Raw genomic sequence first — 11,600 nt, 5'->3', positions numbered from 1 at the left:
GGTCAGACCGCCTCTGCCTGACGGGCGGCCGCGAGGCGGACCGCGTCGAGGATCTTCTCGTAGCCCGTGCAGCGGCACAGGTTGCCGGAGAGGGCCTCACGGATGTCCTGGTCGGACGGGGAGGGGTTCTCCTCCAGCAGCGCGTCCGCCTGGACCAGCAGGCCCGGGGTGCAGAAACCGCACTGGACGGCGCCGGCGTCGATGAACGCCTGCTGGATGGTGGAGAGCGGGGCGCCGTCGCCGGTCTGCGAGTCGCCCGCCCGGCCGCCACCGTGCGCCTGCCACTGCTTGGCCGCGTCCAGGGAGACTCCGCCCTTGCCGCCGCAGCCGCCGCCGGTGCCGCAGGCACCGCCGTGGCCGTGCTCGTCGCGCTGCTTGGCGAAGTCCGCCAGGCCCTCGACGGTCACGACGTCGCGACCCTCGACCTGGCCGGCGGCCACCAGACACGAACAGACCGGCACCCCGTCGAGACGGACGGTGCAGGAACCGCACTCGCCCTGCTCGCAGGCGTTCTTCGAGCCGGGCAGGCCCAGACGCTCACGCAGCACGTAGAGAAGGGACTCGCCCTCCCACACGTCGTCGGCTTCCTGCTGACGACCGTTGACAGTGAAATTGACGCGCATGATTACGCAGCCCCTTCAAGCGAGCGGCCGTTGCCGGTACCGCGGTACTGCTCCCAGGTCCAGACGAGCTGGCGGCGAGCCATGATGCCGACCGCGTGACGGCGGTACTTCGCCGTGCCGCGGACGTCGTCGATCGGGTTGGCCGCGCCGGAGGCGAGGTCACCGAACTGCTTGGCGATCGACGGAGTGATGACCTTGCCGGACTCCCAGAAGCCGCCCTCTTCGAGCGCGGCGTTCAGGAACTCCTCGGCGGCCTTCGCCCGGATCGGGGTCGGCGCGGCGGAGCCGATGCCGGTACGGACCGTGCGGGTCTGCGGGTGCAGCGCCAGACCGAACGCGCACACCGCGATGACCATCGCGTTGCGCGAGCCGACCTTGGAGTACTGCTGGGGGCCGTCCGCCTTCTTGATGTGGACGGTCTTGATGAGCTCGTCGGCGGCGAGCGCGTTGCGCTTGACGCCGGTGTAGAACTCGTCGATCGGGATCAGGCGGGAGCCGCGTACGGACTCCACCTCGACCTCGGCCCCGGCCGCGAGGAGCGCGGGGTGCGAGTCGCCGGCCGGCGAGGCGCAACCGAGGTTGCCGCCGACGCCGCCGCGATTGCGGATCTGCGGGGACGCGACCGTGTGCGAGGCGAGCGCGAGACCCGGAAGATCCGTGCGGAGGTTCTCCATGATCTGGGTGTACGGGACGGAGGCGCCCAGACGAACCACGTCCTCGCCGACCTCCCACTCCCGCAGCAGGCCGATGCGGTTCAGGTCCAGGAGGTACTCCGGCCGACGGTGGTCGAAGTTGATCTCGACCATCACATCGGTGCCACCCGCAATCGGCACAGCTGAGGGGAACTCGGCCTTAGCGGCGAGCGCCTCCTCCCAGCTGGCGGGGCGAAGGAAGTCCATGTGTGGCTCTCTTCTTCTCAATCGGGTCGTTCACTTCAAGCCAGGAGGCCCAACGGCCCTCGACTGGACGTTCACGTGCTGTTAACGCGGTGTGGAGCCAGTACACAAGCCACGTGTCCCTCGGGTGCAGTCACCGAAACCATGAAGGAGTTGGCTGGCGGCCTCTCCCGTCTTGTAGATTCGTATGAAAGGCAGGATGCAACCACCTGCCCGATTTCCAACGGCAACATTCGAGACAGATCGGCGGCGACATCATGCGGCTGCGCGCACTGCTGGAAACCGAGGCGCTGGGGCTGCGGCTGCTGGGCGGCGAGGACGAACTCGACCGGACGGTCCGCGGGGTCATGACGACCGACCTGCGTGATCCCAGCCGATACCTCACAGGGGGCGAGCTCGTCCTCACCGGCCTGGCATGGCGAAGAAATTCAGCCGACTCCGAGCCGTTCGTACGAATCCTCGCGAGCGCGGGCGTGGCGGGCCTCGCGGCGGGTGAAGCGGAGCTCGGGGACATCCCCGACGATCTGGTATCAGCCTGTCGGCGCAACCGGCTGCCGCTGTTCGCCGTGAACGAAGACGTTGCATTCGCCACCATCACCGAGTACGTGGTGCGCCAGGTCTCGGGAGAGCGCGCGGGCGATCTCGCGGCGGTCGTGGACCGCCACCGCCGCCTCATGACGTCGGGTCCGGCCGGCGGCGGACCCGACGTGGTGCTGGATCTGCTCACCACCGACCTCGATCTCCGGGCCTGGGTGCTGTCCCCCACCGGCCGGCAGATCGCCGGGGCGGGCGAGCCGCTGGCACCGGGCGTCTGCGCAGCACTGGCGAGCGAGCACCTCGCGGCGGTCCGGACGGGCCGCAGGGGACCGCACCGGATCTCCATCCAGGGTATTACCTACTCGCTCTTCCCGATCCGGGGACACGGGCGCGGAGCAGCCGGAACGGCCACCCGGGACGTGCGCGAGAGCGTGCTGTCGGACTGGCTGCTGGCCGTCGAGGCGGACGCGGGCGACTGGCCCGCGGAGCGCCTCGACCTGCTCCAGGGCGTCACGCAGCTGATCGCCGTCGAACGCGACCGGCGCGACGCGGCGCGCACGGTGCGCCGCCGCCTGGCACAAGAAGTGCTGGAACTGGTCCAGACGGGTGCTCCGCCCGCCGAGATCGCCGCCCGGCTGCGGGTGGCGGCCCCGGTGCTGCTGCCCGGCGTGGGCGCCGCGCCGCACTGGCAGGTCGTCGTGGCGCGGGTCGACTGGGACGGCGGGGACATCCCCGGCGGTCCGGTGGCCCAGTCGCTGCTGGAGGAGATCCTCGTCGACCCGAGCCGGTCGCAGGGCCCGGGTCCCGAGCCCTCCGACCGGCTCGCGGTGGCCCACTCGGGTGACGAGGCCATCGCGCTCGTCCCGCTGCCCGCGCTGTCCGTCGACGGGGAGGACAAGGGCCCCGTCGGCGCCCTGCACGCCGACACGCTGCTGGCGGCCGTACGCGACCCCCTGGCGGCGGGCCTCGCCGACGACGGCCGGCTCACCCTGGGCGTCAGCGCGGCCGTGCACTCCGCCGAGGGGTTGCGCGGGGCGCTGGAGGAGGCCCGGCACGCCCGCCGGGTCGCCGCGGCACGTCCCGGCCGGGTCTGCGCGGCGGGCCACCACGAGCTCGCCTCGCACGTCCTGCTGCTGCCGTTCGTACCGGACGACGTGCGGCGCGCCTTCACGGCCCGGCTGCTGGACCCGCTGCGGGACTACGACCGGCGCCACCGCGCGGAGCTCATCCCGACCCTGGAGGCCTTCCTGGACTGCGACGGTTCGTGGACCCGGTGCGCCACGCGGCTGCACCTGCACGTCAACACGTTGCGGTACCGGGTAGGGCGAATCGAGCAGTTGACGGGGCGGGACCTCTCGCGGCTGGAGGACAAGCTCGACTTCTTCCTCGCACTGCGCATGAGCTGAGCCGATCCACCCCTGATCCACCCCCGATCCACCCCCGGACCGGCCGCATCCGGCCGGAGGCGGCCGACGCGGTTTCAGGACTTTGTGAAAGAGTTCACCCGACCCCTTGGCCGAGCTGGTCCATTCGTGCTCTCATTTCGCCCCAGGGCTCAACGATGTGCTGCTTGGTTGCTTTGGGGAGGGCAATGTGGCGGATACCGCCATGTCGGGTGCCGGAACGACCGGAGGGGACGACCCCCTCCAGCGGGCGATATGGCGGCTGCGTTCGCGCGGCTGTTGGACCGACGCGGCGGCGCTGCTGACACCGCACGTGGAACACGCCGGAGCCGCCGTGCAGCGCACGGCGCTGCTGGTCGAGCGCTGCCTGTTCACGGGGCAGGGGTGGGCCGAGGCGGAGGACGCGCTGCGGATCGCCGAGGCGGTCGCGCAGGACGACGAGGACCGGGGGGCGGCCGCCTGCGAGCGGGGCCAACTGGCCTACGCAGCCACCGTGTTGGGCGTCCGGGACCGGGCCGACGAGGCCCGCTCGGCGCTGGGCCGGGCTGCGGCGCTGCTGCCGCCGGGCTCCCGGACCCGGCCGCTGATGGACTTCCGCCGCGGGCTGGTGGCCGAGCACCTGGCGGACGCCCCGCAGTCGGCCCGGCCGGCCTACCGGCGGGCCCACGCGGGGGCACTGGCCCACGGGGACACGCTGCTGCTGTCGTTCACGTGGCGCCACCTGGCCGCGCTGGCCCTGCGGGAGGGCGAGGTGGCGGAGGCGCGCAAGGGCTTCGCGGAGTCGTTGCGGATCCGGGAGGAACTGGGCTTCCTGATCGGTACCGCCCCGGCGCTGGCGGCGCTGGCCGAGGCCGAACCGGAGCCGGAGGCGGCCCGGCTGCGGGCTGAGGCGCGGCGGCTGTTCCACCTGCTGGGCGGCATCCCGACATGGCTGGCGGACCAACTCCAGCCGACCCCGCCCGCCCCTTCGCCTGCGGCGTAGCTCCCGACTCCCGGCCGCCGTACCGACACGGGGGCCCCGGACGCCGCGCCTCGACGGGCGGCAGGTCCGGCCCCGCCGGCGTTCGAGGCGCGGGGCGGGGCCCCCGGGGTCAGGCCGACGCACCCGCGAAGTGCTCGCGCACGAGGGACTCCACGACCGCGAGGTCCCCCGCGATCAACGACTCCAGCAGCGCCGCGTGCTCCGCCGCGTCGGCGACGAGATCCGCCCGCCGCACCTGCGGAGCGCCCGGGAGGGGCCACTGGGCGCGGCGGTGGAGTTCTTCCGCCACCTCGACCAGCCGGCTGTTCCCGGCGAGTGCCAGGACCTCCCGGTGGAAGGCCCGGTCCGCGTCCGCGTAGCCGGGTACGTCACCGGCCGCCGCCGCCTCGGCGGTGGCCGCCGCCGCCGGGCGCAGGGCCTCCCAGGTGGCCGGCGGCACCGTACGGGCCAGGCGCAGCATGACGGGGACCTCCAGCAGTGCCCGGACCTCGGCCAGCTCGGCGAGGTCCCGCGGGGTGCGCGCCAGGACGCGGAAGCCCCGGTTCGGCAGGCATTCCACCGCCCCTTCCAGGGCCAGCTGCTGCATCGCCTCGCGCACGGGGGTCGCGGAGACGCCGAAGCGCTCCCCGAGGGCCGGGCCCGAGTAGATCTCCCCGGGGACCAGCTCGCCGTTGATCAGCGCCGCCCGCAGGGCGTCCAGGATCTGCCCGCGCACCGAATGGCGCAGTACGCGCCGGGGGGTTCCGGGTGTCTTCTGCGTCGGGACCGACGGGTGTGTCTCTACGGTGGCGTGGGCCGCGTCGTGCACTCGGTCCTCCTACCGGTTTCGACCTCTCCGAGGATAGGTGACGCGGCCGGGGCCGGGAGGAGACGGATCACCACTGATCAGGTAAGGTAAGGCTTACCTGTTAACGATCGCGTGATTCGGTGGTTCGTCATGTCCGTCATGGCTTCCGTCGGTGCACCCAGTGCCCCGCCGAGCGTCCGTTCCGCCCCGACCGGCTCGCCGATGGCGGACGCGTACGCACGGCTGGGCGAGGTCTTCAGCGGGCTGCGGGTGATGGAGCTGGCCGCGCACGAACCCGGCCCTCGCGGTGCGGGATGGGTCGGCGCGGACGAGCTCGCGGCGGGCGGCGCCGCCCTGGACGCCTTCCTCGCCTGGGACGACGCCCAGGTGCTGAGGGACTACGGGCAGCGGGCCCGCCCCGATGTCATCGCGGGCTTCGGGCTGCACCGCTACGCGTGGCCCGCCTGCCTGCTGATCACCATGCCGTGGTTCCTGCACCGGCGGGTGCCCCGGCTGCCCGTCGCCGACGTCGCCTTCCACCGGACGCTCGGCCGGATGGCCGTCCGCGCGGAGGCCTTCGCCTGCCTGCCGGACGACCCGGCGGCCGCTCTGCCCGGGGCCCGGGTCGTGCCCGACGAGGCAGCGCTGCGCGACGAGGTGCGGGCGGCGGTGGCCGAGCACCTCGGCGCCGTGCTGGAAGGTTTCGGCCCGCGCATGCGGCGCGGCCGCCGGGCCCTGTGGGGCATGGCGACCGACGAGCTCGTCGAGAGCCTCTGGTACATCGGGCACCTGCTCGGCGAGGAGGGGCGGGCCATGTCCGAGCTGGAGGCACTGCTGCCCGGCTCGACCGCCCCGTACACGGGGAGCGCGGGATTCCGTACGCTCACCGGGCCGGACGGCACGGAGCTGCCCACGCGGGACCGGGCCGGCTGCTGCTTCTTCTACACGATCCGCCCGCAGGACACCTGCGTGACCTGCCCCCGGACCTGCGACGCGGACCGCGTCGCCCGGCTCACGGCGGCCGCCACCGCCTGAACCCACCCGTAGGGGTGGCCGTAATCGAACTGAATTCCCGTTCCACGGGCACCAGTTCGAAGGACAACACCCTATCCGGCGGGCCCCGCCCCCCGTTGGCGTCCACTTGACCCGAAACCCGCGTGCACGGCCGGCCGGCTGCGCCACTATGGCGCCCGGAAAGCCGCATACGCGAGGCAAGGGACATCCGCATGAGACTGACCGACATATCGCTGGACTGGTTGCTGCCCGGCAGCCTGCTGATCCTGGGCGTACTTGCGGCAGTTGCGGTACTGGCCCGGGGCAGGCGGGAGAGCGAGAAGGCCGCGGCCGAGGACAGCTGGGAGCGCAGCGAGGAACGCAGACGGCGCAAGGAAGCCGTCTACGGGACCGCCTCGTACGTCCTGCTCTTCTGCTGCGCGGCGGTCGCCGCCGCGCTCTCCTTCCACGGGCTGGTCGGCTTCGGCCGGCAGAACCTCAACCTCACCGGGGGCTGGGAGTACCTGGTCCCCTTCGGCCTCGACGGCGCCGCCATGTTCTGCTCGGTGCTCGCCGTGCGCGAGGCCAGCCACGGGGACGCCGCGCTCGGCTCCCGCCTGCTGGTCTGGCTGTTCGCGGGCGCCGCCGCCTGGTTCAACTGGGTGCACGCGCCCCGGGGTCTCGGCCACGACGGGGCACCGCAGTTCTTCGCCGGGATGTCGCTCTCGGCGGCCGTCCTCTTCGACCGCGCCCTCAAGCAGACCCGCCGGGCGGCCCTGCGCGAGCAGGGCCTGATCCCCCGGCCGCTGCCGCAGATCCGGATGGTCCGCTGGCTGCGGGCACCCCGGGAGACCTTCGGCGCCTGGTCGCTGATGCTGCTGGAGGGGGTCCGCACCCTCGACGAGGCCGTGGACGAGGTGCGCGAGGACAAGAAGGAGAAGGAGCGGGACCGCCACCGCAGGCGGGAGCAGCACCGGCTGGACCGCGCGCACATCAAGGCACTGGGGCGCCAGAACCGGGCCTTCGGCCGGGCACGCGCCCGCGAGGGCGACATGCCGGGGCTGGCCCCCGGAACGGGCTCCGCGCCGGTCGGCGCGGAGCCGGCCATAGCGGACCCGGGACACCTGCCGTCACTTCCGCGGCTGCCCCTGGGCGGGGGCTCCGGCCGGCCCTCCCTCCAGGCCGTGAACCGAACCGAGTCCACTGAGGTGACGGGCCCCCGCACGGTGGACCTCACCGCCGAGGACGACACCCAGACCATTCCCCGGCTCGACTCGCTGGAGCGCAAACTGAAGGACCTGGAGCAGCAGTTCGGCTGACGGGACCCCGGCAGCCGCGGCGTCCCCGGACTCCGCCGGCCCACCGGACCCCGTACGGCCGGGAGGGCCCGCCCGATCAGGCGGGTCCTCCTTCGTACACCCCGTCGCGAGCGCCCTCCAGCTCGAACCACACCACCTTGCCGTCCGGGGCCGGCGCATCCACGCCCCAGGCGTCGGCGAGCGCCTGCACCAGCACCAGTCCCCGGCCGTGCGTACCGTCGTCGGCGGTCGGTACGTGCGGTCGGGGCCGGCGGGCGGCGTAGTCCCGGACCTCCACCCGCAGGCGGGTGGCACGCAGGATCACGCTCACCTCGGCGCCCTGGTCGGTGTGGACGAGGGCGTTGGTCACCAGTTCGGTGATCAGCAGCTCCGCCGCCTCGGCGGCGTCGGCCCTGCACCGGTGGCGCATCAACTCCCGTGCGGCCCTGCGGACTTCGCCCACCGCTTTCAGATCGGCCCGGCGCACGCTCCGGGTGATGCGGAGCGCGTCCACGGTGTCCCCGTCCTCGGTGGCGGACGGCTCGCGCGGTACCGGCTGCCCTCTCTTCCACAGCTTCCCGGTCTTCGCCCCCACCCGCACGGCGATGTACCTCCCCCGTCATTCCTCCGGAACGGACGGCCCCTCGAACAGGCCTACGGGATGCATGCCCCCCGGGCCGGTCCGCACTCCTTCGGGGTTACGGGCGGGGCACGTTGCGGAGGTTGGATCGAGCCATCTGGAGCATCCGGCCCACTCCCCCGTCCAGCACGATCTTGCTGGCCGACAGTGCGAATCCGGTCACCATGTCGGCGCTGATCCTGGGCGGGATCGACAGGGCGTTGGGGTCGGTCACCACGTCCACCAGAGCCGGTCCCTTGTGCCGGAAAGCGTCCTTCAAAGCCGCCGTGAGCTGCTTGGGCTTCTCCACGCGGACCCCGTACGCGCCCGCCGCACGTGCGATCGCGGCGAAGTCGGGATTCTTGTTCGTGGTCCCGTAGGAGGGAAGGCCGGAAACCAGCATCTCCAACTCGACCATTCCGAGGGATGAGTTGTTGAAGAGGACCACTTTGACGGGCAGGTCGTACTGCACCAGGGTGAGGAAATCTCCCATCAGCATAGAGAACCCGCCGTCACCCGACATCGAGACCACTTGACGGTTCCGGTCGGTGAACTGCGCGCCGATGGCCTGCGGGAGGGCGTTGGCCATGGAGCCGTGACTGAAGGAGCCGATGATGCGGCGCTTGCCGTTCGGGGAAAGATAGCGCGCCGCCCACACATTGCACATGCCGGTGTCGACGGTGAACACGGCGTCTTCGTCCGCGAGTTCGTCCAGCACCGAGGCGACGTACTCGGGGTGGATCGGCGTGTGCTTCTCCACTTTGCGGGTGTAGGCCTTGACCACGCCCTCCAGCGCGTCCGCGTGCTTCTTCAGCATCCGGTCGAGGAAGCGCCGGTCGGTCTTGGCCCTGACCCGGGTGTTCAGGGCGCGCAGCGTCTCCCGTACGTCTCCCCAGACGCCCAGGTCCAGCCGGGAGCGGCGGCCCAGGTGCTCGGGTCTGATGTCCACCTGGACGATCTTCACGTCGTCGGGCAGGAAGGCGTTGTACGGGAAGTCCGTGCCGAGCAGGATCAGCAGGTCGCACTCGTGCGTGGCCTCGTAGGCCGCACCGTATCCGAGCAGTCCGCTCATCCCGACGTCGTACGGGTTGTCGTACTGGATCCACTCCTTGCCGCGCAGGGCGTGCCCGACGGGCGCCTTGACCCGGCCGGCGAACTCCATCACCTCGGCGTGCGCCCCGGCGGTCCCGCTGCCGCAGAAGAGCGTGACCTTGTCGGCCTCGTCGACGAGCCGGACCAGCTTCTCGATCTCCCCTTCGCCGGGACGCACCGTCGGCCGGGCCGTGACGAGCGCGTTCTCCACCGCCTTCTCGGGCGCCGGGAGGGAGGCGACGTCACCCGGCAGGGCGACCACGCTGACCCCGCTGCGGCCGATGGCGTGCTGCACGGCCGTCTGGAGCAGGCGGGGCATCTGGCGCGGGTTGGAGATCAGCTCGCTGTAGTGGCTGCACTCCCGGAAGAGCTGGTCGGGGTGGGTCTCCTGGAAGTAGCCGAGCCCGATCTCGCCGGAGGGGATGTGCGAGGCCAGCGCGAGGACGGGGGCCATCGACCGCTGGGCGTCGTACAGGCCGTTGATCAGGTGCAGGTTGCCGGGCCCGCAGGAGCCCGCGCAGGCGGCGAGGCGGCCGGTGATCTGGGCCTCGGCGCCCGCCGCGAAGGCGGCCGTCTCCTCGTGGCGGACCTGGATCCATTCGATGTCGCCGGTCCGGCGGATCGCGTCCACCACGGGATTGAGGCTGTCGCCGACGACTCCGTACATCCGGCGCACGCCGGCGCGTACGAGGATGTCGACGAACTGTTCCGCCACGTTCTGCTTGGCCATGAGGGGGGCACCCTTCGCGGTCTGCGGTCCTGTCCTGCGGGACGTGTGCCTCCCATCCAGCCACGCATGCGCCGGTTACGCCTCCCAGACCGCGGCGGCGGTGCGGTCGTCGGCGTAGCCCTTGAGGCGGAGCTGGGTGTCCGCGAGGAAGGCCGCGAGCCCGGGCGGCTCCGGCTCGGCCCAGCGTGCGGCCAGCTCGGCCGACAGCGCCGCCTCCTCCCGCATCGGCTCCGCGAGGCCGCCGGTGCACAGCAGGAGGGTGTCTCCGGGCCGGGCCACGGAAGCGCGGAACCGGAACTCGGCGGGCTCGGCGGGGGCGGCGGCCGCGGCCGCTTCGGCGGTCGCGCCGGGTGCGGCGGCGGTGGCCGGTGCGGTCTCCGCCGTTCCGGCGGGTTCCAGGTCCTGCCAGCGGCCCCCGCGGAGCCGGAAGAGCCCGCCGGCGCCGGCGCCGAAGCACACCCGGGTCCGGCACTGCGGGTCCACCGGGAGGAGCAGCCCGCGCATCCCGGCGGAGTACGCGGTCTCCGGGAGTCCCAGCTCGGCGGCGCGGGCGCGCAGTCGGCCGTACCCCCGGTCGGTGAGCCGCTGGAGCCCCGAGCGCAGGGCGTCGCGCCGGCCGGCCCGGATGTCCTCGGCCAGCCGCTCCTGGCTGCGCCCGACGGCCGCCGCGACCGTGCGGCACAGCTCGGCGGCGGCCTCCGCCGCGCCGGGTGCGGCGCGGTCGCCGCCGGCGAGGGCGACCAGGACCAGGGCGTCGTCGCCGCTGCCGAAGCGGGCGGTGAGCAGGAAGTCCCGGCGGGACTCGCCCCGGTAGCGGGCGGAGTCCCCGCGCAGGGAGGCGGCGCGCAGGGTGTACGTGCCGTAGCGCGCGCCCTCCAGGACGGTGTCGGGGGTGAGGGCGTGGACGGCGCCCGGATCGGCGGGCGGCAGCGCGCCCGGCTCGGCGGCGTAGGTGGGGGCGCGGTCGCCGAGGTGCCGTACCTCGGGCCTGGCGACGGACGGTGCCGGAGCCGCCGGGGGCTGCGCCGGCGGGGCGGGGGGCTGCGCCGGCGGGGCGGGGGCGTCCTCGCGCGGCGCCTCCCCGCGCCGCACCGGCGGCTCGGACTCCGCTACGGCCCCGGGCCCGGGCTCCCGTACGGGTGGCACGTCGACACCGCCGAGCGCGTACCCGGTCACCCCGCCCTCCCGCGGATCCCGCGGCGGCGGCAGCACCCCGTAGGGCGCCCCGGCCGCCGCCTGCCCGGGCGACGACCGGCCCGCAGGGTGGTGCGGCGGCCCGGCCGCAGGCGTCGACGGCCCGGACGCAGGCACGGCGGGCGGCCCGGCCGCGGGCGCGGTGGGCAGATCCGGTGGGCCGGCCGCAGGCACAGCCCGCGCGGGCGGCGGCCCGGCTGCGGGCGGCGGATACGTCGGCCCGGACGCGGGCGCGACGGGCGCGGGCGGCGGCCCCGACCCAGGCACGGCGGGCGCGGGCGGCGGCCCGGACGCAGGCACGGGGGACGGGGGCGAGGCCGGTGGGCCGGCCGCAGGCACAGCGGGCGGAACCGGTGGGCCGGCCGCAGGCACAGCCCGCGCGGGCGGCGGCCCGGCTGGGGGCACGACGGGCGCGGCCGGCGGCCCGGGCGCAGGCACGGTGGGCG

General features: G+C 73.7%; 10 protein-coding genes. 4 read left to right on the top strand and 6 right to left on the bottom strand.

Features of this window, described 5'->3' with window-relative positions; translation table 11 throughout:
• Positions 1–2: 2 nt before the first annotated feature.
• Together ACWFQ8_RS04210 and ACWFQ8_RS04205 are read right to left on the bottom strand one after the other, a co-directional pair.
• Positions 3–623 carry a (2Fe-2S)-binding protein gene (locus tag ACWFQ8_RS04210; protein WP_453784637.1) on the bottom strand — a complete coding sequence of 207 codons (621 nt, stop codon included), beginning with the start codon at positions 621–623 and terminating at the stop codon, positions 3–5.
• A 2-nt stretch (positions 624–625) separates the two neighbouring features.
• Positions 626–1,522: an FAD binding domain-containing protein gene (locus ACWFQ8_RS04205; RefSeq protein WP_453784636.1), complete on the bottom strand. Its 897-nt coding sequence runs from the start codon at positions 1,520–1,522 to the stop codon at positions 626–628.
• 254 nt (positions 1,523–1,776) lie between these two features.
• On the opposite strand from ACWFQ8_RS04205, the gene ACWFQ8_RS04200 reads away from it, so the two are divergent.
• Together ACWFQ8_RS04200 and ACWFQ8_RS04195 are read left to right on the top strand one after the other, a co-directional pair.
• On the top strand, positions 1,777–3,462 hold the full coding sequence (locus ACWFQ8_RS04200; protein WP_453784635.1) for a PucR family transcriptional regulator: 1,686 nt from the start codon (positions 1,777–1,779) through the stop codon (positions 3,460–3,462).
• A 187-nt stretch (positions 3,463–3,649) separates the two neighbouring features.
• The gene (locus tag ACWFQ8_RS04195) at positions 3,650–4,441 is read left to right on the top strand and encodes a hypothetical protein (RefSeq protein WP_453784634.1); all 792 of its coding nucleotides are present in this window, start codon (positions 3,650–3,652) and stop codon (positions 4,439–4,441) included.
• Between the two features lie 109 nt (positions 4,442–4,550).
• On the opposite strand, the gene ACWFQ8_RS04190 is transcribed toward ACWFQ8_RS04195, so the two are convergent.
• The gene (locus tag ACWFQ8_RS04190) at positions 4,551–5,249 is read right to left on the bottom strand and encodes a GntR family transcriptional regulator (RefSeq protein ID WP_453784633.1); all 699 of its coding nucleotides are present in this window, start codon (positions 5,247–5,249) and stop codon (positions 4,551–4,553) included.
• A 138-nt stretch (positions 5,250–5,387) separates the two neighbouring features.
• Here ACWFQ8_RS04190 and ACWFQ8_RS04185 point away from each other — a divergent pair, with 138 nt between their 5' ends.
• A complete protein-coding gene (locus ACWFQ8_RS04185; RefSeq protein ID WP_453784632.1) occupies positions 5,388–6,263 on the top strand; it encodes a (2Fe-2S)-binding protein in 876 nt (291 codons plus the stop codon).
• Between the two features lie 191 nt (positions 6,264–6,454).
• Positions 6,455–7,540, top strand: coding sequence for a DUF2637 domain-containing protein (locus ACWFQ8_RS04180; RefSeq protein WP_453784631.1), 1,086 nt, complete (start codon positions 6,455–6,457; stop codon positions 7,538–7,540).
• 76 nt (positions 7,541–7,616) lie between these two features.
• Here ACWFQ8_RS04180 and ACWFQ8_RS04175 read toward each other — a convergent pair whose 3' ends face one another.
• From ACWFQ8_RS04175 to ACWFQ8_RS04165, 3 genes are all read right to left on the bottom strand, one after another.
• Positions 7,617–8,006 carry an ATP-binding protein gene (locus ACWFQ8_RS04175; protein ID WP_453784869.1) on the bottom strand — a complete coding sequence of 130 codons (390 nt, stop codon included), beginning with the start codon at positions 8,004–8,006 and terminating at the stop codon, positions 7,617–7,619.
• A gap of 211 nt (positions 8,007–8,217) precedes the next feature.
• Entirely contained in the window at positions 8,218–9,960 is a 1,743-nt protein-coding gene (locus ACWFQ8_RS04170) for a pyruvate dehydrogenase (RefSeq protein WP_453784630.1), read from the bottom strand.
• Between the two features lie 75 nt (positions 9,961–10,035).
• Positions 10,036–11,136 carry a protein phosphatase 2C domain-containing protein gene (locus tag ACWFQ8_RS04165; protein ID WP_453784629.1) on the bottom strand — a complete coding sequence of 367 codons (1,101 nt, stop codon included), beginning with the start codon at positions 11,134–11,136 and terminating at the stop codon, positions 10,036–10,038.
• Positions 11,137–11,600: the final 464 nt, after the last annotated feature.

Source organism: Streptomyces sp. NPDC055254, from assembly GCF_053606025.1.
Note: the sequence above shows the minus strand (reverse complement) of the source record. Positions and strands in the feature narration are given on the sequence as shown.